The organism is Microcoleus sp. Pol8_D6, assembly GCF_036700965.1.
In the GTDB taxonomy this organism is placed as follows: Bacteria; Cyanobacteriota; Cyanobacteriia; order Cyanobacteriales; family Microcoleaceae; genus Microcoleus.
In genome coordinates this window covers 90,723-116,215 of the sequence record NZ_JAUBPW010000010.1, presented here as the reverse complement: position 1 = coordinate 116,215, position 25,493 = coordinate 90,723, and the positions used below count along the sequence as shown (strand labels likewise).

General features: G+C 45.2%; 20 protein-coding genes and 1 pseudogene. 11 read left to right on the top strand and 10 right to left on the bottom strand.

The window, feature by feature from the left end:
• Positions 1-92 precede the first annotated feature (92 nt).
• Positions 93-368: a LapA family protein gene (locus QUA10_RS06825; protein ID WP_333081696.1), complete on the bottom strand. Its 276-nt coding sequence runs from the start codon at positions 366-368 to the stop codon at positions 93-95.
• A 332-nt stretch (positions 369-700) separates the two neighbouring features.
• Entirely contained in the window at positions 701-2,134 is a 1,434-nt protein-coding gene (locus QUA10_RS06820; RefSeq protein ID WP_333081697.1) for a phosphoglucomutase/phosphomannomutase family protein, read from the bottom strand.
• Positions 2,135-3,015: 881 nt separating this feature from the next.
• Here QUA10_RS06820 and QUA10_RS06815 point away from each other — a divergent pair.
• Positions 3,016-4,110: a hypothetical protein gene (locus QUA10_RS06815; RefSeq protein ID WP_333081699.1), complete on the top strand. Its 1,095-nt coding sequence runs from the start codon at positions 3,016-3,018 to the stop codon at positions 4,108-4,110.
• An 81-nt stretch (positions 4,111-4,191) separates the two neighbouring features.
• Here the strand turns inward: QUA10_RS06815 and QUA10_RS06810 are convergent, their stop codons facing one another.
• Positions 4,192-4,584, bottom strand: a complete 393-nt coding sequence (locus QUA10_RS06810) for a DUF423 domain-containing protein (protein ID WP_333081702.1) — start codon at positions 4,582-4,584, stop codon at positions 4,192-4,194.
• An 8-nt stretch (positions 4,585-4,592) separates the two neighbouring features.
• Between QUA10_RS06810 and QUA10_RS06805 the strand changes: the two genes are divergently transcribed.
• On the top strand, positions 4,593-4,823 hold the full coding sequence (locus QUA10_RS06805; RefSeq protein ID WP_333081704.1) for a hypothetical protein: 231 nt from the start codon (positions 4,593-4,595) through the stop codon (positions 4,821-4,823).
• 33 nt (positions 4,824-4,856) lie between these two features.
• Here the strand turns inward: QUA10_RS06805 and bchM are convergent, their stop codons facing one another.
• Positions 4,857-5,543: a magnesium protoporphyrin IX methyltransferase gene (gene bchM / locus QUA10_RS06800; RefSeq protein WP_333081706.1), complete on the bottom strand. Its 687-nt coding sequence runs from the start codon at positions 5,541-5,543 to the stop codon at positions 4,857-4,859.
• A 208-nt stretch (positions 5,544-5,751) separates the two neighbouring features.
• Positions 5,752-6,981 (bottom strand): N-acetylglucosamine-6-phosphate deacetylase, encoded by a 1,230-nt coding sequence (gene nagA, locus QUA10_RS06795; RefSeq protein ID WP_333081707.1) that lies wholly within the window; start codon positions 6,979-6,981, stop codon positions 5,752-5,754.
• Positions 6,982-7,216: 235 nt separating this feature from the next.
• Here nagA and purE point away from each other — a divergent pair, with 235 nt between their 5' ends.
• Both purE and QUA10_RS06785 read left to right on the top strand, forming a co-directional pair.
• Positions 7,217-7,738 (top strand): 5-(carboxyamino)imidazole ribonucleotide mutase, encoded by a 522-nt coding sequence (gene purE / locus QUA10_RS06790; protein ID WP_333081709.1) that lies wholly within the window; start codon positions 7,217-7,219, stop codon positions 7,736-7,738.
• Positions 7,739-7,821: 83 nt separating this feature from the next.
• The gene (locus tag QUA10_RS06785; protein ID WP_333081710.1) at positions 7,822-9,423 is read left to right on the top strand and encodes an ammonium transporter; all 1,602 of its coding nucleotides are present in this window, start codon (positions 7,822-7,824) and stop codon (positions 9,421-9,423) included.
• A 948-nt stretch (positions 9,424-10,371) separates the two neighbouring features.
• On the opposite strand, the gene QUA10_RS06780 is transcribed toward QUA10_RS06785, so the two are convergent.
• Positions 10,372-10,974 (bottom strand): IS607 family transposase, encoded by a 603-nt coding sequence (locus QUA10_RS06780; protein ID WP_333081712.1) that lies wholly within the window; start codon positions 10,972-10,974, stop codon positions 10,372-10,374.
• Between the two features lie 336 nt (positions 10,975-11,310).
• Between QUA10_RS06780 and QUA10_RS06775 the strand changes: the two genes are divergently transcribed.
• The 5 genes from QUA10_RS06775 (at position 11,311) to QUA10_RS06755 (ending at position 16,649) form a co-directional block, all read left to right on the top strand.
• Complete coding sequence (locus QUA10_RS06775; RefSeq protein ID WP_333086210.1) at positions 11,311-12,174, top strand: SGNH/GDSL hydrolase family protein; 864 nt, start codon at positions 11,311-11,313, stop codon at positions 12,172-12,174.
• 442 nt (positions 12,175-12,616) lie between these two features.
• Positions 12,617-14,053, top strand: a complete 1,437-nt coding sequence (locus tag QUA10_RS06770; RefSeq protein WP_333086209.1) for an ammonium transporter — start codon at positions 12,617-12,619, stop codon at positions 14,051-14,053.
• Positions 14,054-14,291: 238 nt separating this feature from the next.
• Positions 14,292-15,500, top strand: coding sequence for a 4-hydroxy-3-methylbut-2-enyl diphosphate reductase (locus QUA10_RS06765; protein ID WP_333081715.1), 1,209 nt, complete (start codon positions 14,292-14,294; stop codon positions 15,498-15,500).
• A gap of 775 nt (positions 15,501-16,275) precedes the next feature.
• Complete coding sequence (locus QUA10_RS06760) at positions 16,276-16,449, top strand: CHASE3 domain-containing protein (protein WP_333081716.1); 174 nt, start codon at positions 16,276-16,278, stop codon at positions 16,447-16,449.
• Between the two features lie 56 nt (positions 16,450-16,505).
• Positions 16,506-16,649: a hypothetical protein gene (locus QUA10_RS06755; RefSeq protein WP_333081717.1), complete on the top strand. Its 144-nt coding sequence runs from the start codon at positions 16,506-16,508 to the stop codon at positions 16,647-16,649.
• A gap of 171 nt (positions 16,650-16,820) precedes the next feature.
• On the opposite strand, the pseudogene QUA10_RS06750 reads toward QUA10_RS06755, so the two are convergent.
• Positions 16,821-17,874 (bottom strand): annotated as a pseudogene (locus tag QUA10_RS06750) (ISAs1 family transposase); the annotation flags it as partial.
• Positions 17,875-18,635: 761 nt separating this feature from the next.
• On the opposite strand from QUA10_RS06750, the gene QUA10_RS06745 reads away from it, so the two are divergent.
• Positions 18,636-19,133, top strand: coding sequence for a hypothetical protein (locus tag QUA10_RS06745; protein ID WP_333081718.1), 498 nt, complete (start codon positions 18,636-18,638; stop codon positions 19,131-19,133).
• A 66-nt stretch (positions 19,134-19,199) separates the two neighbouring features.
• Here QUA10_RS06745 and QUA10_RS06740 read toward each other — a convergent pair whose 3' ends face one another.
• The 3 genes from QUA10_RS06740 to QUA10_RS06730 form a co-directional block, all read right to left on the bottom strand.
• Entirely contained in the window at positions 19,200-19,565 is a 366-nt protein-coding gene (locus tag QUA10_RS06740; protein WP_039886668.1) for a response regulator transcription factor, read from the bottom strand.
• A 322-nt stretch (positions 19,566-19,887) separates the two neighbouring features.
• Positions 19,888-22,224, bottom strand: coding sequence for a polysaccharide biosynthesis tyrosine autokinase (locus QUA10_RS06735; RefSeq protein WP_333081719.1), 2,337 nt, complete (start codon positions 22,222-22,224; stop codon positions 19,888-19,890).
• Positions 22,225-22,359: 135 nt separating this feature from the next.
• Entirely contained in the window at positions 22,360-23,832 is a 1,473-nt protein-coding gene (locus QUA10_RS06730; RefSeq protein ID WP_333086208.1) for a polysaccharide biosynthesis/export family protein, read from the bottom strand.
• Positions 23,833-24,037: 205 nt separating this feature from the next.
• Between QUA10_RS06730 and QUA10_RS06725 the strand changes: the two genes are divergently transcribed.
• Positions 24,038-25,459: an O-antigen ligase family protein gene (locus QUA10_RS06725; RefSeq protein WP_333081721.1), complete on the top strand. Its 1,422-nt coding sequence runs from the start codon at positions 24,038-24,040 to the stop codon at positions 25,457-25,459.
• The last annotated feature ends 34 nt before the right edge of the window (positions 25,460-25,493 follow it).

Below are 25,493 nucleotides of genomic sequence, written 5' to 3'. Positions count from 1 at the left end.
TTTTACTCGGCATTGACTTTTCATAAATATGGTTATATTGTATAATACAATATGCGTTTTAAATGCACAACAGCTTAAGGGATCAAATCTATTTAATATTGTACGGTGTCGGATTCTTCTGGATTTGCCTGAAATTTAGGACGCGAGTTTTGGGAATCTGAAAGGTTCCACAGCGGTTGCAGTAGCGCACCTCCGATAAGTCCTGCACTCAGGCTCATTGCCAATACTACTCCTACGGGCATTTGTATCGATTGAAAAAAGATAAAGTTTAAGGATACGGGGGCAGCATTCTGCACTGAAATAATGCCGATCGCGCTTACTAAAATTGCTACTAAAAAACTAATGGCGAGCAGAGGAATTGTTTTCATAAACCGATTGACAGGCTAATAATTTAAATTGTATACTTGTTTTATAATTTAAATACGTGTAAAATTTTTATTTTTGCAAACATCCCATTATATAATACTCTACAATACAATTAGGGGAAAAGTCAAGTAGATGCGGAAAAAGAGAGGATTTTTTTAATTAATTAAAAATTAAACAAACATAAACAAATTGACACTTCCCAAACTTAAACCAATCCAAGTGTATTGCAAATATATAACTGACCCAGCAGTTATCAAAAATACGTAAGGTGCGCCAAGCGCACCTCACAATCCCAAGCGCTAGGGGAAAAACCCCCGTTGGAATAGGTAGAAATTTAAACAGGTTCTAACTGGGAAATTACCTTTTCCATGTGTTGGGCAACTTGGCTTTCTTTTTCCACAGAATTGGTTTCCATGTAAACGCGCATCAAGGGTTCGGTTCCCGAAGGCCGCAGCAGTACCCAGCCACCGTCTTCAAGATAAAGTTTAATTCCGTCTTTGCGGCCGATTTCCTTAACGCCGATACCTGCTACTTCTGTGGGGGGATTCTTGGTAAAAGATTCCAAAACGGCTGCTTTGTGGGCTTCTTCTAGGTGCAAGTCCAAACGTTTGTTGTACAGGGGGCCGTCGGCTTCTTTAATGGCTTCTTCGACTAGCTGAGAAAGCGGTTTGCCTTCATAGGCGATCGCCTCAGCAACTAGCATATCAGCCAAAATCCCGTCTTTTTCGGGAATGTGACCCAAAACGCTCAAACCGCCAGATTCTTCGCCACCGATGAGCACCGCAGTTTCCCGCATTTTTTCGCCGATGTATTTAAAACCGACTGCGGTTTCGTAGATTGTTAAACCGTACTTGGCGGCCAAATTGTCCAGCAAGTGGGTAGTTGCGACTGTACGGACGATCGCCCCAGTCAATCCTTTATTCTTAACCAAGTGACGCGCCAACAGCAATAGTACAGTATTTGGAGTCAAGACATTACCCAACTCGTCAACAATACCAAAGCGATCGCTGTCGCCATCGGTAGCTAAACCCAAATCCGCCGAATCCTTCTTAACAGCTTCCACCAACTCGACTAACTGTTCGCCCTTGGGTTCCGGCATTCCGCCACCAAACAGCACGTCGCGGTAGGTATGAAAACTTTCGACCTCGCAGCCGCAGTGTTCCAAAACGCCGTCGAGATAGCCGCGAGAAGTCGAGTAGAGAGCGTCGTACTTCACCTTCAACTTAGCAGAGCGAATCCGCTCCACATCGATCAAAGTATAAAGAAACTTCAGATATTCGGGTTTCGGGTCAAAAGTGGAGATTTTATCGTTGTGGCTGCCTTTGGCTGGGGCATCAGAAGCACCAGCAATATTTGCCACAATTGTATCAGTAATTTCCGGGGTGGCCGGGCCCGCGTAGTCGGGGATGTATTTGATGCCGCAGTAAGGTGCGGGATTGTGCGAAGCCGTGAACATCAGGGCTCCTGCGGAGTTGAGATGCTTGGCGCTGTAGGCGATGACTGGTGTGGGGCAATCTCGATCGACCACTTTCACAGTCCATCCCAAATCTGCCAATACTTCCGCCGAGGTGCGGGCGAACTCGTCTGCCAGAAAGCGGGTATCGTAGGAGACTAGAACTGGGCGGTCTTTGGTGTAAGCGGTTTCTAGGTAACTGGCGATCGCCCGGGTGACTTTTCGCACGTTGGCAAAGGTAAAGTCATGGGCAATCAGTCCTCGCCACCCATCGGTTCCAAACTTAATTTCAGTTGAATTGCTGCTAGCGCTCATTTTATCCACTTCCTCTCGTCCTACTAATCCTACCCGAAGCCATAGCCTTAAAGACGTACTGGCCGTGCTGTTTGTGAGGATTGATCGCCGGTGGGGCCCGCATCAACCTAATCCTCTCGTTGTCGGGACAGGTTTTCGCCTCCGACAAAGGACTCGAACCCGCCGGATTTGGCAAAATGTGCCCGCTACCGGGCGAGTCACTCGCTAATTCCGGTTTTTAAGGGTAGGTGGTCGATCGAATGGACGACGATCAATTGCGGGCGATTCCCTACGGGATAGCTTCGCTTCACGGGGAAGCTAAACAACTGATCACAAAAAACTGCCCTGGCAATGGCATTAACTAAATGCACATAAATCTGATTCTCATCTCAAATTTAATTTTTTATTTAGAAAAACCGAGCGTTAAATTTGTTGGGGTTTCATAACAATCGTCAGGCTCAAAATACATTTCTAATTGACCTATAGAAATAAATTAACCAAAGTCATCGCTAGATCGTGCTGTAGGCTAGCTTAATTAAGAAATTACGGCGATAAACCAAAGCGCTCCACAACAAAGATAAAGTATTTCAAGCAGTTTTTTTGAGGCAGACTTGACTTTAATTATTAGATTTTAAGACAAATTAAATTTATTTCCAGTCCTCTTTATAGGTCAAAAAAATAAATTAGGATCGCGATCACAGAATGATGGTGATCGATCGCACAATAAATAACGTTATTAACGTGCAACTTATAAAAGATGCAGGCAGTCGAGCGAAATGGCTTATAGCTTTAAGCGTAATGGCTGATGACTGTCAACGTACAAATGCAGAAAATTGTAGTTAACAACGTTAAAAATTAGGGGAATTCATCGGGTGCGACTTAATAAAAAAACGAGGTTTATCATGACGGGTATTTCACAAATATCTTCAAAATCTTTACCAGCAGCCGACCAACTTCAACAGGGCGCAAGTCAGGCGTCCCAAGGTATTATCGGATCGGACACTGACAAACTCCCAAAAACTAAAGGTGTCAGCGTTTCTTCCTTCGCAGTTAGCTGGGCAAAAAAATATTACAGTACAGTTGCCGCACGAGAGAACCAAGCGCCACGCCAAATTCTCCCAAGCCTCGATTTAACTAATTTTGAGGGAAATAGAGCCCCAATAGTTGACAAATTGACAGATACCCTGAAATTAGCCAGCGAGATAGCTTGGAGTAGAGTAGAAGCTCTTTTAGGAAAACAAATAGAGCGGCACGCGATCGATCCAAGTTTAATTAATTCTTTAGAAATGGCCGCTGATTCTCGCACCTTATATAAGAAAGCAATAGACGCTTATGCAGATAGAGAACCTGTTTTCCGCTTATCAGTCCTGGTGGGAAAAGATATTATCAAAGTGAGGCGAAAATATTCAAAGACTGATCCGTTAGTGCTGGGATTTGTGACAATGGAGTTTCAATACACTAGCAAAATCTTGTTAGGATGTCTTTCAGAGTCAGAGCGAGCGGAATTTGCACCCTACTTAAAAGTTGTAGACGACTACCTGCACATTCCCTACGGAGAGATTAACGAGGCTGCGGCGAATCAGCCCCCGAATTCAAGAGCTCTATTAGCCGTTCAGCATTTATTGCAGCACACGACTCAGATTGCTAGTGCAGTGTACGATCGAGCTAGTGCTCAGCATCAAGGATACCGCAGCAGCAGCGGGTATTTGAGCGATCGCGAGATAAAAATTTCTGGTATCCGGGATGTCGAGATTTTTCAAAGCTATTTGTGCTGGTGCGTTTTGGAAGGTAGCATTCACCCGGTACAGCAAGAATTGTTTCCAATTTGCGTGATGTTGTACCCGAAACTTCATGTAAGTTGGGAGTTAGTGCAGGATATGCTGCTAATTTTATTTTGGGAAATATGCGAGCGGCTTCCTGCTGAAGATTTAACGGTATTTGTACCTTACTTGCGTACTTTGACAGAGATGTTTTCCAGGGATGTGTTTGATAATTAGGGTATTGGGCATAGAGCATAGGGCATGGGGTCAAAAAGCGGAACTCTCGCGGAGTGATTTGGCATTGGGAATTGCCCATCTCTATTTAAAACTCCAAGCTGCGACTGCCAAACATCCCCAACCAACAATAAAAGCAACTCCCCCCAGTGGCGTAATTGCACCCAGCCATTTGATGTCGCTCAAACTTAGGGCGTACAAACTGCCTGAAAATATGATAGTGCCGGCAATAAAAGCCCATCCAGCGACTGCAAAAAAGGTTTGAGACTCTTGGGCGCGGCTCAAGAGTAAAGCGACGAGTAATAGAGCCAGGGCATGGTACATTTGATATCGGGCGCCGGTCTCAAAAATGGTTAAAGCTCGATCGCTCAATTGATTTTTCAAAGCGTGGGAGGCGAAAGCACCGCCTGCAACGGATAAACCTCCGAATACCGCTGCGACTGCTATAAAAATACGAATTAAAATTAGCGTTGACATAATATTTATTGAATTGGGAAGAAGGAAGTTCGGCAACGAGCAATGTACGGGATGTAACAGATGTCAGTCCGAAGGAAGAAGGAAGAAGGAAGAGGAAAAAACATCTAATTGTTGATATCGAAGGTGCGCGCTGCGTGCCGTCTTTGTCATTGCCAGCGGGAGCGAAGCAATCGCAGAGTAGGGAAATTCACTTGCCTAAATTTGGTAAGGGAAGGTGCGCTAGGCGCACCCTAGGCTGATGAGAAATTAGCTTTATTGTAGATATTTTTAACCTATTTCCGCACAGCTTCCAACAAGCGAGAATAGTAAAAGCTAGTGCTAGTCATCGCTGTTCTGTTAATAACAAAACCATTGTTTTCTAGGATTTTGATAATATCAGCTTCGCGGTGCTGGTAAGCCCGGGTAGTTTTGCTCGGGCCAGGGAAAAGTTCACCAATTTTTTTGAGGGCGGTGAGTGCTAAGGTTTTGGGTGCAAAACTAAGAATTAGTCGAGATTCGGCGATCGAACTTAGGTGTGCGATCATTTCTGCTGCCTTATTTTGAGGATAGTGGATTAGCACATCCAAACAAATCACTGTGTGGAATTTACCGGTTAAAGCTTCCAAATCTTGGGCGGCGAAGGAGATGTTGTAGAGCTTGCCGGGAACTGCTGTTGAGCGATCGTAAGCTTCTGCTACCATCTTTTCAGAGATATCACTAGCGCAAACAATTGCCCCAGCATCAGCCAGAGGAATGCTCAGAGAGCCTACACCGCAACCGGCATCGCAGACACACAGCCCGCGCAAATTTCCGTCAGCTTGTAGCCATTCGATCACTGTATCCACCGTTTTCTGGTGCCCGGTGCGGATGTCTAGCTGAACTTTATTGACTTTGCCCTCGCCGTAAATTCGCTGCCAGCGATCGAATCCCGTCGAGTTAAAATACTGTCTAACTATAGTCTTGTCGTCTACCAAATTCATCGATCTGCCTGCTGCTGATTTATTGCCAACGGTTAGATATTATATAGCAATCCGGTTCGGAAAATGTGCAACTTGCAACAACCGATTTTAGATTGGCGATTTGAGATTTTAGATGAAAACGGCACATCTAAAATCTCAAATCGATCGGGTAATACCAGTTCGCACATTCCCACTTCTTAAATTCTTTAATTTAAAATGGTATAACAGGTTAAAATAACCGATGCCAAGTCAATTGCTTTGTCGCAGCATTTAAATTCCAGCGCAACAATTGACTTGCCGATTTGCCAATAATTCCCGAAATTCCGATCGCCCTTCTCGGAGATTCAGTTGCCAAGGCGATCGCACTTTCGGCATCGCAAATTCCCCACTCCACCAAATTCTGAACTCCCGCCAACAGCGGCAGAGTAGTACCTGCCAAAGTAGCACATTCCAGGGCCGAGTGATAATCTAATCTTACCCAAGCTGTACCTTTTCTGACTTCAATTTGTCGAGAATCCCAAGGATAAACACCGTCAGGCAAACCCAAGGGAGCCAAAGCATCGCTCACTAAAAAAACGCCTTTTTGATACCTACCAGCGCGTAGCAAAAAATCAATCATTGTCGGAGAAACGTGCTTCCCGTCAGCAATTAAACCGCATTTTACGCCCGGATAAACAATCGCCGCTCCCAACAAACCCGGTTCTCGGTGGTGCAAACTCGGCATCGCATTAAAAGCGTGAGTTACCATTGAAGCTCCCCGCTCAAATGCTTGTTTAGCTTGCTCTGCCGTCGCTTGGGAGTGTCCAAGACTGACGGAAATTCCCAAACTTTGCAAATAGGAAATGACTTCACCAGTGCTGTCTAACTCCGGCGCTAAAGTAATTATTTTGACAATATCGGCACAATCTCCTAAAACTTGCTTGACATTTTCTATAGTTAGCGGTAGCAAAAACTCAACTGGGTGAGCGCCTCGCTTCTGGGGGTTGAGAAAAGGGCCTTCGAGGTGAACGCCGATAATTTCCGCTGTTTTGGCTTTATTGGTTGTGGCAACAGTAGTTTGTACAGTGCGGATATAATCAGCTATAGTCGAGAGCGATCGCCTAAACTTATCCACCGAAGTTGTCACCAAAGTCGGCAAAAAAGCATCCACTCCTTGATTCCACAAAAATTGACAAATTTTAGGCAAAATTTCAAGATGCTTGCTTTCTAAATCGGGAAAAGCAAAACCGAGGGCCCCGTTAATCTGCAAGTCAACACCGCCCAGAGAAAGCCAATCGCCTGCTACATCAAGCACGTGCAAATGGGGAGGACAAATCCGTTTAAATACGGCGTCCATCGGCAAAACTTCTTGAATGATTCCCGTTTCGTCAACAGCAAGCATCTGCAAATCCTTGCAACCGGGGAGGCGAGCATTGAGAATATCTGTGGGTGTGGCAGTTGGGGTTGTGGCTTCAGTCATCCGATTTTAGATTTTAGATTTTAGATTTTAGATTTAATATTCGCTACGGATAAATCCGGTGGCTGGCGATGAGGATGGGGAGCTTTTTGCTTTTTGCTGGCTCCAGGGCTGCTCAGAGGGGGGCTTGTGGCAAAATTGCTTTGAAGGATCAGTTTTGGTACAAAATATCTAAATTATGAGTTAACGCAATCATTTAAAATTAGCATTTATCTGAAATCTCAAATCTGAAAATTTTATGAATCAAGCGACAGTTGGAATTATCATGGGTAGCGATTCGGATTTGCCAACAATGAAAGATGCGATCGCAGTTTGCGAAGAATTCAGTGTTGCTTGCTCCGTGGCGATCGTCTCGGCGCACCGCACCCCTGAGCGCATGGTGGAATACGCCCAAACCGCGCACCAACGAGGCTTGAAAGTCATTATCGCAGGAGCAGGGGGAGCGGCGCACCTTCCGGGTATGGTAGCATCTTTAACCCCCTTGCCCGTAATTGGGGTGCCTGTACCGAGCCGCCACCTGCAAGGGGTAGATTCGCTGTACTCGATCGTGCAAATGCCAGCCGGGATACCCGTAGCAACAGTGGGGATCGGCAACGCTAAGAATGCTGGCTTGCTGGCAGTTCAGATACTGGCAGCTCATCAGCCAGAATTGCTAGAGCGAGTTTTGCATTACCGCAAAACTTTGTCCGAATCTGTACTGAAAAAACAAAATCAACTAGAAGAGCTAGGCTATCATAACTATCTCAATCTCAACAAATAATCCATAAACTTTTGTAGTAAGATTGGAAAGTTTTCCGAATATTGCTGAGCTTACTAGCCGTAAAGAGGGTAAAAGTGATTAAAATGACTGTCGGAAAGAAAAAGTCGAAACAAGTCAGGCGAGAGGCTTTAAATTTGCCAGCAGCTAAATTTTTTACGAAAGTCAACAGGTTGAAGAAGTTACCACGGGCGATCGCCCGCCTCACTCCAAGTTGGCAAGCCTGCATACCTTTAGCTGCAATCATCGTCTTGGTGTGGGGATATGCGGCGGTAGCCCAAACCCCTGCCACGCCAACCACCGAGGAACAATTAGCCAGCCTTAAGGTGGGCATGGATACCATGTGGGTCATGGTGGCTGGGATGGTAGTGTTCTTTATGAACGCCGGTTTCGGTATGTTGGAAACCGGGTTTTGTCGCCAAAAAAATGCGGTTAACGTGCTGTCCAAAAACTTGATTGTTTTTGCGCTTTCTACGATCGCATATTGGGCGATCGGCTTTGCCTTAATGTTCAGCGACGGCAACGGTTTTATCGGCACCAGTGGCGGATTTTTCCTGTGGAACGTAGCTGACAACAGCCCCGCCACAGGAGACGCTTATCAAGGCATTTTCAGCGCATTAAACTGGACGGGAGTGCCTCTTAACGCTAAATTCTTTTTCCAATTAGTTTTTGCGGGAACTGCTGCCACGATCGTTTCGGGAGCCGTTGCAGAGCGAATTAAATTCCTTGAATTCTTAATTTTCAGCTTGCTGTTAGTAGGCATTGCTTACCCAATTACCGGACACTGGATTTGGGGCGGAGGCTGGCTGGCAGACTCAGGCTTCTGGGATTTTGCCGGTTCGACAGTGGTTCACTCGGTAGGCGGTTGGGCTGCTTTGATGGGAGCGGCATTGTTGGGGCCGCGGATCGGCAAGTACCGCGACGGCGATACTGTGGCGATGCCGGGGCACAATATGAGCATTGCCACCCTAGGCTGTTTGATTTTGTGGTTGGGTTGGTTCGGGTTTAATCCCGGTTCGACAATGGCAGTCGATCCAAATGCGATCGCCCACATTGCGATCACCACCAACACCGGCGGCGCCTTCGGGGGAATTGCTGCAACCATTACTGCTTGGCTCTACCTTGGCAAACCCGACCTTTCCATGATTATCAACGGCATCCTCGCCGGCTTAGTCGGGGTAACAGCGAGCTGTGCTTGGATCAACGTGCCCAACTCTGCCATTATCGGCACGATCGCGGGCATCCTGGTAGTTTTCGCCGTAACTTTCTTCGACAACTTGAAAATTGACGACCCTGTAGGGGCAACTTCAGTTCACTTAGTCTGTGGCATCTGGGGAACTCTGGCAGTAGGCTTGTTTGCTGACGGGCCTGGAACGGGAATCTATACCGCAGGCCCGGCAGCCGGATTGCTTGTGGGCGGAGGTTTCGGTCAACTCTGGGCGCAGTTGGTCGGCATTATCTCTGTAGGTGGGATGACCGTGCTGCTGAGTACGATTTTTTGGCTGGCACTCAAAGCTTTGCTGGGTATCCGCGTTTCTGCTTTAGAGGAGGCTGAAGGTTTGGATATCGGCGAACACGGGATGGAAGCTTACACTGGGTTTGTGAAGGAAACGAGCTTAGATAACAGAAGTGAGACCAGCTACGGCGGTTATGGTGGGGCTTCTGGGGGGAGGACTACCAAACTCTAGAGCGTGCAAAGAGATCGACCAATTCAGCTTTCGTGTCCTACATTAGCTATTTATCAGCTAATTCACGCCTTTATTCAGAAAAACCACAATCTGAAATCCGCCTACTTATAAGGAATACCCTGAAAACCCCGTGACTTGAGTCCGGGGATGAAAGGGCGTTGTAGGATTTATCCTGCCTGCTCTCTTTACCCCAGTCCTGAATCTAAAATCTCATCTTTTCAATTCAAAAAACTTTCGTGAAAAGTTTTGGACATGACGGGACAGTATGGTAAACTCAAACAGTCAGGGTTAAACTCCCTTGCCCGAAGTGAAACGGGACATGAGACACACTTTTAGGTATAAACTGGCGGACAAAGTGCTGCGAAAACACTATAAACAGTCGAAACCGAAAATGTAGGTTTCAATCCAGCAAACACAAACTTTTTTACTGGGAATTGTTAAGTAGGGTAGGGCATACCCTAACAAAGCGGGAAATATCCTAGTACGCTTTTGGAGATAGATCCGCTGGGATGTTTCCGAGTTAGGCTCGTCAATTGGTGGTATCCCCACGGTTGAACGGTTTAAGAATTGCCGCTCTTGACAGAACATTTTAAGGTCAGTCGCTAAATTAAGAATCCCCTTGGCTTCAGCCAGGGGAGTGTCAAGGCTGTCTATCGTTGTGCTCGCGTTTCAATCTTCCATGCGAACGCGGGCATAATTTTATGTTTAGTTGACCTTTAATGGCTGACATATGGCGTTGCACAATTTGATGATGATTATTGTGGGGTGTCCCGCTTGCTGTGAAAATACACGCCTTTGGGCTACCAGATCCCATCTGACAAAAAAATCAAAATCATGCCGCTATTATGCAAAGCCTTACATATAGTAGTTTCCGATTGCATGAGATGTGCGTCGGTAATTGGTAATTGAGAATCTGTAACTAACGAACTTTGCAAGCTGGTGTATTGATTATAGTTTACCGGCAATTGCTTTAAGTTCTTCAACTATGCGCTTGTTCTTGGGATTCCCGCTGCCATTAAGGCGGGCGGAGACAACAGTGATTATTTCTAGTATATCTTTAGCTAAATCATCGTCACAGCTAGTATTTTCGCTTTGATTTATAATCACTACCTCTGTCCCAAAGTGTTCGCACAAATTAAAAATTAGTTCAGAACCAAATCTCAGCAGTCTGTCTTTGTGAGTTAATACCAACCTTTCTACTTGATTGTCTGCGATCGCCCGAATTAGATGTTGTAAACCCCCCTTACTGTAATTAACCCCAGAACCTATATCCTCAATGATTTGGAATTGCCACCCCTGAGATGCACAAAACAATTCCAAAACTTGTTTTTGTCTGTCTAAATCATCTTTTTGGTTGTGACTGCTAACCCGAGCGTAAGCAACGGTTAAAGCGCCCTCGCGTTTTAAGCCCAGAAGATGAGCTAGGTCATAGCGTCTGTGACCGTTAGCGGTGCGTTCCGGTATTAGCTTGCCTTCGGCTTCCCACCTGCGTAAGGTGGAAGCACTCACACCTTTAATTTTGGCTGCTTCAGTTATGGTTAATTTTTTCATTTTTGGATTTTAGCATCAGAAATGGGTAATTTCGGTAAGTTTTAGATATATTTTTGTGCACAGCAGCGGCTTTGACAAATCCGATTCCGGTGCCAGAAAGTTTGGTAGGCAGATTTTTTATGGTAAAGTAGTCCGAAAAAGCAAAGTTCTGCATCGCCGCCCTTGCCCAACACAGCACAGTGCTTGATTATTACAAGAATTGAGGCTTTAATTGAGCGGTAAAATTTGATGCAGCAATCAGTGCAAATTATTCGGTGTGAGGCCTGCAAATAGCTTGAGTTTATGGAGAAGTTTGGAGGAGGTAGCAGAAGTAGAACTCATAAATCCCTCTTAGGGATGGAAGTTAGCAGATCGAAAGCTGTTCCGGTTTGGGCTTTGCTATCTTTGGTGACGAACGGGGTACTGATACTTACAGTCGCTCAACTACTGCTGCGGGGACACAACTTGACAGAAAGCTTCCAGGCGAATGATGCGGTGACGGCAGAAGCGGCCCAGGAACAAATGGGCCAACCAGTGATCTCTGCAAAGGCAGTGCTAGACGTGCCCGTTCCAGGACCGCGACATAAATGGACTTACCAGCAGTGGGTGACGCAGTTGGGTCGCGAAGCTGAGGCGGCGGCGGCGAATCGACCCTCAAGACTGAGTGTTTTGGCTGGGGATTCTCTAAGTATGTGGTTCCCGACTAAGCTGTTACCAGTCGATCGAATTTGGCTCAATCAAGGGATTTCGGGGGAGACTTCCCTAGGTTTGCTGAAGCGGTTGCAGTTGTTCGATAGAACTGCCCCGGATACTGTGTTTGTAATGATTGGGATTAACGATTTGTTACGGGGAAGCACCGACGAAGGGATTTTGGACAACCAGCGGCAGATTATTCGCGATTTGCGGTGGGCTCACCCCAAAGCACAAGTGGTTGTGCAGTCGATTTTGCCCCACAGCGGGGAACAAGCTACTTGGGAAAATCGCGATCGCCTGTTGGCGATTCCTAACAGTCGGATTAGGGCAATAAATCGACGGCTGAAAGAAATTGCTAGTTCGGAAAATGTTTTGTATCTGGATTTGTACCCGCTGTTTGCGGATGCTGACGGGAATTTGCCAACTGAACTCAGCACAGACGGCTTGCACCTTAACGATCAAGGTTATCTGGTTTGGCGATCGGCCCTGCAACTGTTCGATCAGATTCAATTGAAAAATGAGTCATGAGTCATCCGTTTTAAAGATAAAGGATAAAGTAACATTCTCCCTAACTCTCCCCCTCTCCTCCTCCCACTCTCCCCAACTCAAAACTCTTGCCATCTCCTCAACTCCCCCTCCCCGACTACTCTGTGGTCACTAGCTATGTCAAGTCTCCACTTATAGATTAAGAAATATGATAGTTAGCTATTTAGTATAGGGTGATACAGAATAACTGTTGGTACAAATGGTGCAATCCAAAAGGCATAGACCATTGGATTGAGGGTTGACTAATTTAGATGAGTCCGGCTATACGAAGTCGGGAGGTTGAGGATTGGGGAATTATCTATTGAAGATTTGTTCCGCTAAAACAGGGACTTAAAACCAAATAACTATTGCATCTAAAATCCTCGCATCTAAAATCGGCTCGGTCTTCCCGGAAAATTGCTGAGTATGAAAAGGTACAACTAACGTGATCAAAAAAAGTTTAATGATCGGCATCATTGCACTGTGGCTGTTAAGCGTACCGCTAACAGGCAATGCCTTAGCTCAAGATGCTGGTGCCGCTACTGCGGTGGCGCCGAATCCGATCAACAGCGGCGATACGGCCTGGATGTTAATCTCCTCAGCACTGGTATTACTGATGACACCGGGGTTGGCGTTTTTCTACGGGGGACTGGTGCGATCGCGCAACGTCCTCAACACCATGATGATGAGCTTAGTCATGATGGGACTGATCGGCGTAACCTGGACGCTGTGGGGTTACAGTTTGGCTTTTGATGTCACCCCCGGCAACCTCAATGATAAAGGGTTTGCCCAAGGGTTTGAAACCTTCATCGGCGGCTTCGACTGGATGTTCTTGAACAACGTCACGGCCGACAAACCAGATCCGATCGGCTACGCACCGACAATACCGCACCAAGTTTTCATGGTCTATCAGATGATGTTCGCCATCATCACTCCAGCCTTGATTTCAGGGGCGATCGTCGAACGGGTAACATTTAAAACCTATTTCTGGTTCGTGCTGCTGTGGTCTACCTTCATCTACTCTCCTTTAGCCCACTGGGTTTGGGGTAAAGGCTGGCTGGGGGCGATGGGAGCTCTCGACTTTGCCGGCGGCACAGTCGTACATATCAGTTCGGGCGTATCAGCCGTTATCGCAGCTTGGATGATCGGGCCCCGCAAAGACCACTTGAACAAGCCCCACACCCCCCACAACGTACCCTACGTCTTGCTGGGAATTGGGATGCTGTGGTTTGGCTGGTTTGGCTTCAACGGCGGTAGCGCTTTGGGATCTGGTTCTTTAGCAACAGTGGCTTTTGTCACCACGATGATTTCAACAGCAGCCGGCGGTTTAACTTGGACAATTGTGGAATGGGTGCTCAGAGGCAAACCGACAGCAGTGGGAATTGCTAGCGGTTTCCTAGCGGGATTGGTGGGCATCACACCCGCGGCTGGATTCGTGCTTCCAGTGGGAGCGCTTTTGATCGGATCGATTACTTCGGTTTGCTGCTTCTTTGCCGTTAGTTGGCGGGCTAAGCTGGGATTTGACGACTCTTTGGATACCTTCCCGGTTCACGGCGTAGGCGGAACTGTGGGCGCTATTCTGACTGGCTTATTTGCGACTAAAGCGGTTAACGCTGCCGGAAATGACGGTCTGTTTGCCGGGAATCCGGGGCTAATCGTGACCCAGTTTGTAGGCGTTCTAGCTACTTACGTCTTTGCCGCTGTCGGCACTTTTGTGATCCTGAAAATTTTGGGGCAGTTTATGGAACTGCGAGTGCCCTCATCTGCTGAAGACCAAGGTTTGGATATCGGCCTGCATGGGGAAGAAGCTTACGGTGAGGATTTTGCCGGCGGTTTCAGTTCGTTTGAATCGAGTTCTCCTTTTTCGCCGAAGAAGGTTTGAAGCTGATTTTGTGAATAAGTTCGATCGTGCAGAGACTCAGCTATCTGGGTCTCTCGGCTTTTTTTAAGTTTTTTTTTAACGAACCGCGAAGGCGCGTTCCTTCTTTCTTGGCTCTCAATTCAATGTGTCGATCGTATAAATAGCATATCCCCTCTTCGCTACTGAGCCAATAATCGCGATCGCACCCCCGGCATTCTAAAATCAAAGGTAATTAACCTAGATTTCTACTCGATACCGCATGGATACTAAAGCTTTTAAACGATCACTCCAACAGTCGGAAAACTACCACCGCAAGGGTTTCGGACACGAAGCTGAGGTAGCTGGGGTGATGCAGACGGCTTATCAAAGCAGTCTGATCCAGCAAATTCGTGACAATAATTACAGACTGGAACGCGGCGCAGTTACGATCCGGCTGGCTCAGGCTTTTGGGTTTTGCTGGGGGGTGGAACGCGCTGTAGCTATTGCTTACGAGACTCGCCAGCATTTCCCTTCGGAACGGATTTGGATTACTAATGAGATTATTCATAATCCGTCTGTCAATCAGCATTTGCGGGATATGGAAGTTGGTTTTATTGCTGTTGAAAAAGGGCAGAAAGATTTTTCTGTTGTCGATAGTGGCGATGTGGTAATTTTACCTGCTTTTGGAGCCAGTGTCCAAGAAATGCAGTTGCTTAATGATAAGGGCTGCAAGATTGTTGATACTACTTGTCCTTGGGTTTCTAAGGTTTGGAATACTGTTGAAAAGCACAAAAAAAAGGATTACACTTCTATTATTCACGGTCAGTATAAGCATGAGGAAACTGTAGCGACGAGTTCTTTTGCTGATAAGTATTTGATTGTCCTGAATTGGCAAGAAGCTGAATATGTCAGCAATTATATCTTGCATGGGGGCAATCGCGCTGAGTTTCTTGCTAAATTTAGCAAGGCTTATTCTGCTGGTTTTGACCCAGATGTGGATTTGGAAAGCGTTGGTATTGCTAACCAAACTACTATGCTCAAAACTGAGACGGAGAATATTGGCAAGTTGTTTGAAAAAACGATGATGCGGAAGTTCGGGCCGGAGAATTTGAGCGAGCATTTTCTGAGTTTTAATACTATCTGCGATGCGACTCAGGAACGGCAAGATGCTATGTTGAGTTTGGTTGAGGAAAAGCTGGATTTGATGCTGGTGATTGGGGGTTTTAATTCTTCTAACACTACGCATTTGCAGGAAATTGCGATCGACAAAACTGTTCCTTCTTATCACATTGATTGTGCGGAGCGCATTTTACCGGGAAATCGGATCGAACACAAGCCTTTGGGGGGAGATTTGATCGTAACTGAAGGTTGGCTACCGGATGGTAAAATAGTAGTCGGCGTAACTTCGGGTGCTTCTACGCCGGATAAGGTTGTTGAAGATGCGATCTATCGCATTTTCGCGATGAAAGCAGTGGCGGCGATGGTCTAATTATATTGTTTTGGCACTGCACTCGGAAGCATATTTTTCTCAGTGCAGGGCGAGTCTCTCTTTGCGAGTGCGATCGAGCGTCTCGCTCGCAAAAAGATATAATTCTGATGTTCAACTAATTTCAATTCATTAATTCTTCCCCGTTACCCGATCGCTCGCATTTCTGATTTCTGATACTATTCACCCGCGTCATCCCCTCTGTGAATTTCTCCCGGCCTCCAACAAAATGTTTTTTAATAAAATATTAAAAATTAGCCTTTTTTTTGGGTAAAAAGCTTGAGTTGGCTATTTTGATAATGTATTATTTAATAATTGTAATATTAGCAAGATTTAAATTTATGTCACCACTCCCATTATCTAAATAATATCCCAAAAATCAACTTTAGTCAATAGGTAAAAACTCTTTTCTTTGCGCCGCAATTTGAAACTGCCCAAGGAACACGAACGATACAAAAATCGATGCAAAAAAAGGCGAATTAAGCTTTGTAGGCTATCCTAGATTGTCTGGTGTCTGCGTGAATCACGAAACGCAAGAGAGCGATTTATGCCATCTCCGACTTAAGGGGGATGCGAGTAGGAGCGAGGCTAAACTAGAAACAAGATCTATCGCACATTTGAGCCTAAAATTTATAGGCTTTAGTCGCCGTCTCTGACCGCGCCAAAAATTCGGGTAGTCTTAATCCAGCTAAAATAAAAGAAAAAGCAGGAATCGCGTGCCGAGTATTTCCTGAAACAATCGCTGACTCGCCAAATCACCGCAGGTATCGGAATGGCCGTGGCGCTGCTAATTTTAAATGCGGCAACTTTGTACCGCAATACTCTTAAGTTAGTCGAAAACGAACGCTGGGTGAGCCACACTCACAAAGTTTTAACCGAACTCGAAACCACGCTTTCCACCTTAAAAGATGCTAAAACCGGACAGCAAGGTTATTTAGTGAGGAGAAAATAAATTTATTTAAACCGTATCACAGCGGGAACGCCCGCATCAACCAACAAGTAGTTGGATTGCAGCAGCTAACCGCCGACAACAACCGGCAGGAACAGCGCATTCGCGACTTTAAAATTGCGCTCGACTCTAAATTAGCCGAACTTGAAGCAGGGGGAACGCATCTTATTGAACACTGTTTATCAGTGGTGAGTATATTTTGAGATAAATTCACCATTCTTAGAACCTACAGACACGCTTTGTAATGACTTTAGTAAGAAAACAGTAACTGATTAATGGTGGTTTTTACGTTTCTGCTAATTTTGAGACAATAAAAATATTACAACCACTGTTTACAAGTTGTATAATAGTTAGTAATGAGTTAGAGAGAGAATTTAGTTAACTGCAACAGCGAGGATTTTAGTCAAATATTCATCATCCCACCCGGCTCCAAGTCACTTATTTTTCGCTCGAGTTTTTGAGATTTTTTATTGATTCCAAGGATGGAGTGAGATGTGTTTAATAATAGCAAAGTTTTGCGGAGCATTATCTTTTCTTATCCGACAATCATCTTCACGGAAACCCACATCTAATACAACATAAATAATTTTCAATTCCCCAATGGCGGCGGACTGATTCACCCCGTTTTTGAGCATTATTGGGTAAATTATTAATGTAATAACGAGTTTCAATAGTTGTTTTTCTTCACAATTCTCACGGATTCTATCAAGCCTATACTGTGAAGTTTGTCCCATTAATTGTCGGGTCAATCAGCTCTTTGATGTCACTTAAGATGGTTGTAATGTCGGATGTCTGAGCGACCCTCGTTACTCTCTTTATTCGTCGAATAAGCTGTATGTATAAATCCCCAAAATCCTTGTCTAATTGCTTCTTTAAACAACTCTTCCACTCTGGCATACAGGGAGAGTTGGTTCTTTTTTAAGGTGATTACATAATCTCCTTCTTGTTCGACAATTAACTTCACAATTGACCTTTGACAGCCCATAGCATCAATAGTGACAATGCTTCCATTTAATTCTAATATTTTGAGTAAAGCCGGAATAGCCGTGATTTCATTAGACTTTTTATCAACGTTAACTTGTCCTAAAACTAATCTTTGACTGGTCGCCCAACCTCTGAGCATATGAATTGCTTTTTTATCTCCTCCCCGATCGTAAGAATGGCGAAGAGTTTTGCCATCAATTGCGATTACTTCTCCTGGATTGAAGCAACTAATAAATTGAATCCAACTCAAAAAATATTTCTGAAATTTTTCCGGTTTTAGGCGAAAAAATCCTCGCGCAATTGTGTCATTCGAAGGTATGCCATTCGGCGATTCTAAACTTTTATTTAACCATTCGTATTTAGCTCGCCCGTAACTTCAATATCCACCCATGTATCAGCACTAAAAATCACGGCACAAATTGATAGGGTGATAATATCAATTAATTAATTAATTAATTAATTAATTAATTAATTAATTGATGATGTTTCATTCGCTCAATTATTGGATATTCTAAGTCGGTAAAATGGTCGGCGATGGTGATTTTAGGTTTGAGTTACATACAGGTAAACCCTAATTAAATGTTTTGTATTGACTCAATAATTCTTCTCCAATATATAGCCTTTCTCAGTAACATGAGGTGTTCATAGGGCATAGGACTCGCCCCCATACCTCGCTTTCTTGAGAACCGCTATACCAGATTCTGTTAACATGAAATTTAGATGCGTTCGCCCTGTTTATGGCATCGCCTCTTAAATGAAGGATAATTAATTAATTAATTAATAATTAAATGGGGGCGCAAAATCAAAAATAATGGCAATGCTTGTATCACAGTTTAAATGTGCAACAGCTTAACAACTTAAAAAAATCTCTTAATCATTGGAAATTGGTAATTGGAAAGTGGTAAATTGTAATTGGAAATTGTGCTTGTAGTGACGACTTTAATCCTCATAAAACTCGCTCGTACTTGCCTTCCTCACTACCAATCTATAATGCTGATACCGTACACGATCCTGATTAACCCGACTGGATATCGACGGAAATCGATAAATTGAGAAATATAAAAATTTGTATTTTTCAAACTCTTCCACTTCTGCTTATGGGGCTTTGCTTCTAGCTCGCCTAAAATATGCAATTTCTATGCCGATTAGGTGATTGGTTTGTGTTAATATGCTAAAATATCCAACAACCACGCGGTAATAATTAGGTGGACAAACTTCAGACTGATATAGAGGCAATCTACTCTCAAATTGAGGAATTGCGCCTGGAACGCCAGCAGCTTAGTATTGCCGATGTTGTCCCAGCCGGTGATTCGCCCCAAGCGATCGCCGATGCTTATCGGCGTCACGCGAGGGAAACAGCACAAGTGTCGGCAGAAGTCAAGGGGATAGATGACGCGATCGCGGCTCTGTCTGCTCAACTGAGTCAGAAACAGCAGCAGTCGGTAAAGTTGCAAAGAATCAGTCCGATGGAGGAGCAAGTTGAAGAAGGAAGAGTGCTTGCTCAGGGACACGCGGAACGGATTAATGAACTGGCGGCGGAACTGGCGGCGGAAGTGAAGGGACTCAAAGCTATCGCCGACCAAATTAGTCCCAGCTACTGGCAGGTTTATTACAAGCCTTTTATTACTGGTTTTAAAAGTATTTCTGTTCCATACGTGCGATCGGACGGGGATGTTTGGACTATTGTCAATCGAGTAGTTTAGAGAGGCTGCGGGAGCAGAAATAATCAGCGCTGAAGACATTTTTTTTCCTGTCCCTATTCCTCCACCTCAACCTCGCAGCAGTTGCTTAATGGTGCCGACCAATTCTTGAGGGTGAAATGGCTTGGCGATGTAAGCGTCTGCTCCTTGTTTCATTCCCCAATAGCGATCAAACTCTTCGCTTTTGCTCGAACACATTACCACCGGCAAATTTTGGGTTTTAGGGTCGCTTTTGAGCCGACGACAGACTTCGTAGCCGTTCATCCGGGGCATCACGATATCCAGAACGACTAAATCTGGGCGGTTAGCCTTGATTTGCTCTAGAGCTTCTACGCCATCACTCGCTACCGTGACGTTGAGTCCTCTACCTTTGAGCAAGTCGGCTATCATCTCCCGCAGAGTGACGCTATCATCAACAACCATAACTGTACTCATAGAATAATCCCTACCAAGTTTCTGGGTTGAAACGTTCTCATTAACGTTTACACTAACGTTCACCTTCAAAGGTGTCTTTTCCTGATTGAGATTGCGCTCTGCTAAATGTAGTTTACCCACTTTTGCTGATTTCTCAATCATTTTCTGAGTAATTACCGCCAAATTTAAAGATCCGCGCAATCTCGGTTGACACACGAGGCTATGTCCGTTAGTCTATCATTTTCTTTCTCAAATGGTACTATTATCAAAAAATCAGGGTATAGCTTGGTTGTGCGTTTCCCGTTGAGGACGGCGGTGCTCAGCCGCCTGCATCAACATTTGTCTAATTAGGATTTTTCGTACCAAAAGCGGATAGTTTTTGGTCGTAGACCGTCTCTAAAACGACCGGGCGCTGGCGGTAGCTGTGACCGGTGTTTTTGCAGCCATTAGCAACGATTCCCAAAACGGTAGCTCCAGAAATTTTTAATTCTTCTAAAACTTTGCGAACTTGCGATCGGTCGGTTTGCCCAATTTGGACGACCATAATCGTAGCGTCTGTGTGAGCTGCGATCAAGTGGGTGTCTGCTAAGCCTGCTAGTGGCGGGGTGTCATAAATTACTAAGTCAAAAAATGCTTGAAATTGCTCCATCAGATACTGCATTTTTTTGGAAGAAAGAAGCTTGATCGGATCGGGGGGAATTTGGCCTGCAGTGAGTACAAACAAATTTTCTTGGTTCGGGGATCGTTGAATCGCGTCATTGAGGCTGAGATCTGTGGAGATGGCATCGCCTAGGCCACGCACGTTTGACAGTCCTAATTTAGCGTGCAGTTGCGGGCAGCGCAAATCTGCATCTACTAACAATACTCGCTGTCCGACTGCTGCTGCTGTGGCTGCAAGGTGCAAAGCTACTGTAGATTTGCCGTCTCCGGCTACGGCTGAACCAACTAAGAGCGATCGAATTGCCCTGCCTGCACTCAGCAAGTGAATGTTCGTGTATAAAGATCGAAATGCTTCTAAAAATTGATAGTCCAAGTCGCTCAAAATACTTGATCCCCCGCTCATCGGATCAGTATGTCTAGCTTCGCCCGGTTCGACTACTTCCACTTTCGAGTTCGATCGAGCCGATGTTAGTTTCCTCTGTCTGGCTGGCGGTCTGCGCTTGACTTTTTTGGTAAACGGAATCACCCCGAGTATTGGCAATCTTGTGGCGATTCTCAGTGATTCTGGAGTGTGGAACACAGTATTTAGTACCTCTACCAGCAAGCCGACTGCTATGCCTAGGAGAGTGCTTAAAATTACTGCCAGCGCTAACTGTTTTCTGGTTTGTTTGACGGTAGCTGTTATAGGCTGGCCGAATTTGTCTAGCGGAATTTGCGGAGGATTTATCAGCACCCAGGGGATTTGCTGCTGAGCTGCATCGATCCGCAACGCTTCTCGTTTTGCCAAGAAGTCCGAAAAACTTTTAGTAACTACTTGCAGTTCCCGCTGTAAATTGTCGTATTGTCGGGTTGTGACTGAAAAATTTCTAATTTTTTGGTTGAGAGCATTTTGCAAAGCGGTCATTTCGCGATCGCGCGCTTCAACTTCTTTGATTTGGGTCTCTAAATTTCCCATCACCACTTTTCTTGCTTGTTGAGTGGCGGTTAAAATCAGTTCTTCCCGACTTTTTCGCAACGCTAAAACTGGCAAACTGTCTTCTCTATACTGAGCTAATTTTAATGACAATTCCGAGTCAATTCTCTGAATTTGACCTAAGAGTCCGGCGTAAGCTTGTCCTTGGGTCATCAGCAGCCCCTGGGGATTATTGTCGTTGAGTAGTTTTTCATAGCTTTGATAGAGGTTTCGCATCCCTTTTAGCTGAACTCTAATTTCTACTTGCTTACCTCGAATGCTTTGAACTTGTTCAGAGAGAGATTTTCCCTCCATCTGAGGTTCAAACAAGTTGCTCTGCTGCCGCAGTCTTTGGACTTGCAGTTGCAGAACTTCCACTCTTTCTCGGAGCTTGGGCATCTCCGTATCTATAAACTTAATACCTTGATTAATGCCCATCAGCCGTTGCTGCAAGCTGTAATCTAGATAAGCTTTAGAAATTTTATCCAATACGCGGTAAATCTTTTTTTGGTCTGAATCTTTGTAGCGAACTTGTAAAATTTTTGTGCCTTGCTGTTTGCCATCTTTCGTGTAGCTGATACGCTGGATTGACATTTTTGATATCAGTTCGCTATAGTTCATTTTGGGATACGAAGCCCGCAATTCCTCAATCACTGGCTGCATCATTTTGGGACTTCGCAAAATCCTAATTTGGGTTTCGTAGTCTAGTAGGCTAATTCCTTCTATATTAATTCTTGCTAAGTCGGCAGATTGGGTGTTGTTTAATTGTTTGGATTGCAAACCTTCAGCCGTGGCTGGTTCTACTAACAGGGAAAAGGAGCCTTCATACTCGATCGTAATCTGTTTAGACGTGAGGACGATCGCTATTCCTGCCAGGGCGCTCAAAGCAATGGTGGCTGCTGCCATGACCAGGAAGCGACGGCGCACGACCCCTAACAACCAGGACAAGTCTAGCTTTTCTTCTTCTCTCTCCTCTACGAAGTGAGATCTGTAGTTCTGAGCTGATAACTCCGGCAGTTTGCCATTCGATTTGGGTTTGAAGGGTTGATAATCTTGTCTGCTATCCATATTCAGCCTGGGTATTTTTGAGGTTGATATTTTTGAGGTTGATATTTTTGAAGTGGCCAGGTCGCGGCTGGGTAATCTTATTGTTTCGTTTATTCTAGCCTTTGCCAGGAATTATCCACCTCACCCGCCACCTTCTTACCTGAATAAAAATCGGAGAACGTTTATAAAATTTAACACTCCCGTAGCTGGCCCGACAGGTCCGATTACAGCGTTCATGCGATCGACAAAATTGACGAGACCCCTGCGAGATACGATAATCATGTCGTTGTTGCGAAGTTGAGGATTGGTTTCTTCGTTAATTCCTTGAGTCAAATTGACTTCGATCGTCCGTTTAGTAGCTGTACCATCGTTATTGAGGCGGACTAGCTCAACTTTATCCCTTCTAGCTCTGGTATTCTCGTAGCCAAAAAATCCTCTGGAAATTAAAGCTTGATTCAGGGTGGCATTAGCTGGGAGCCTCACGGGATCGAGGGATGTTCTGAGTTCTCCTACTACATAAACGTTAATGCCGACAGGGGCAAAGTTAGTGGTCGCCAGTACGCCAGCTTCTGCAGGGTTGACGATCGTAGCTTTGGGCACGATGATCGTGTCTCCCTGCTGGAGGATTGTATCTTGGGCACCGTCGCCGGACTCTAAAAACTGCCACAGGTTGACTGGGATAATTTGTTCGCCGCTTCTGGTGACGCGCCGCACTTGGATTTGCCGGATGTCCGCATCGGAGGTGATGCCGCCGGCTAGCTGAATCGCCCGGATGACGGTGGGGAAACCTTCGCGGCTGAGGTCGTTTGTGGTGTTGCCACCGATCACGACGTAAGCCCCAGGGCGGGTGACTTGACCCACGATGGAGATTGATCGAGGTTTTTCTGGGGGTGGCGAAAAGTTTGCCGTCGCAAATTGACGAGCTTCTGCTTGGTTAAAGTTGGCGACTGTGGGGATCACGATTGTGTCTCTGTCTTGCAAAATGATGTCTTGAGAGATGTCTCCTTCTTGCAAGAATTTCCACAGGTTGACGTTGAGGACTTGATCCGGGCCGTCTCGTTGGGGACGGCGGACGCGGATGTTGCGGATGTCGGCGACACCCGTGACGCCTTCTGCTAGTCTGATCGCTTGGGTGACGGTGGGGTACTGGACACTCGGCGAGGCTCCCGGGCCAGGAGTTAGGGTGATGGTGAAGTTTCCGGGCCTGGTAACTTCTCCGATGACGCCGACGTTGAGGGGGCGGGCGGCGACGAGGCTGACTGTGACTATGGGGTCTTTGAGGACGCGGCGGTAGGCGTTCCGGATGATGTTGGTGGCTTCTACTAAGGTGCGGCCGCGGATGGAGACCAAGCCGATCAGGGGCAGGTTAACTGAACCGTCGGAAAGAACTTCGTAGCCGCGGCTGAGTTCGGGTACTTCGAGTATTTCTACTTGGATGCGATCGCCGCCGCCGAGTTTATAGCTTTCCGGCGATCTCGTAACGGGCGCAACATTCTGGGCTTGCTCTGTGCCTAGCGGGATGGGCAGTTGTGCCGGGGTGCTTCTGGCGTCAGCGAGGACACTGGAAGCAAATAAGACAACACCCACAACCGACCGGGCTATCTGTCTTGGAAAATGGGTGTTAACCATACACCACCTAATTTTATTGACTATGATTTATATAAGTGTAGCCTTTTTAGTGCTGGGCAAAAAGCTCATTATTTTAAGCGATCGCCGAAAAAACGATGCTGTATTTGTGCTTTATGCCTAATTTCTGTGTTAGCGTGGTTCCGGGTTGACGGCTATATTTTATATCTAGATAATTTGGTCTTTTTTCGGATAAAGGAAAGCAATTATGACTGAACCAGTGTCTCTACCAAATATGCTGAAAGAGCTGATTTTAGGTAGTTCTTCATTGACATGGATGCTACTTGCTATAGTCGCGATAGCCACTATACTATTATTTCAATTTGCTAGCTATAAAAAAATAGGTTTGGCTTTAGAAAAAAGCTTTGCTGGTCTTTATATTTTTATCTCTCCCTTTCTGATACAACCTCCTTTTAATTACTTGCATTTTGTCAACTTGAAAGATCCAGAAGGTGGCATATTAAAACTCATACCTTATTTTTTTTACCCCTGGGTAGTATTTATTTTGATCTCAAGAATTAAAAAATTTAGTAGCAATTTTATAGAAATTTTTGCCAAAGTATTGACAATGAATCCTTTTTTCTTACTTTATATATTGCTTCCATTACTGTCTACATTATGGTCTCTAGTTCCTGAAGCAACGCTAAGAGCAGGCCTAGCTTTTTCAGGATTTACTGCTTTCGGGTTTTACATTGCAGCCCAATATAAATGGGAGGATTTATCTCGTTTCTGGCGGTGGGGATACACGGCAATAGGTTTGGCAAGTTTTGTAATAGAACCCCCTGGAGCAGGCGATTTTGTCGGCTTAACCCAATCTAAAAATTCTTTGGGGGGAGTCTTAGCTCTCTGTACGGCATTTTGGTATTTGCATTATTTTCAAGGAGCTAAAACTCAGAAAGAGCGCTGGATTTCTTTGGGAATGATGTTCTTTTCCTTTTACCTAGTAAGGGCTAATAAATCGGGTTCGGCTCTAGTGATTACTATCATATTAATAATGGCAGTGTCGTCACTAAATTTTCTAAAAAAATTAAGTTTTCAGTGGGCCTTTACTGCGATTATATGTTTCCTAGTGGTCAGCATAATTATGACTGTTTTTGTAGTAGACAACCTAGAGGATATTATTGTAGGTGGGTTAGGCAAGGACTTGACTCTAACTGGGCGGACAGAATTCTGGCCACAGTTAATCGCTGCGGTCAATCAGCGTCCCTGGTTTGGCTACGGATACGATGGATTTTTTCAACAAGATAAGTTAGGAGCGGGTACTCCTGCTTATTTTATTTATACTCCAAATGGATTTCAACCGAAAAATCCTCACAATGGCGCCATCGGGATCTTGTTGGCCTTCGGTTGGCCGGGATTAATTTTAATGATGACTTCCTTGGTACTCAATTTAGCTTACGCAGTTCGGTATTTGAGTCGTAGCACCCTGGAAGAAGCGGGAATGCCTATTTGTTTTCTAGTGTCTATTATTATAAGCAACATCACAGAAGGTTATATTATAGAGATAGCAAATCCTTGGCTGAGTTACGCAATGTTGACGGTTCGACTTGCGATAGATAATGCTAACAATAGTTCTAACAGTAGTACCAGTAACCCTCAAAGGCGTTCTGTAGCTCACACTGTCCATTGAAGTAACCATTGGGCGGATCGTGGGTCAAGTAGGG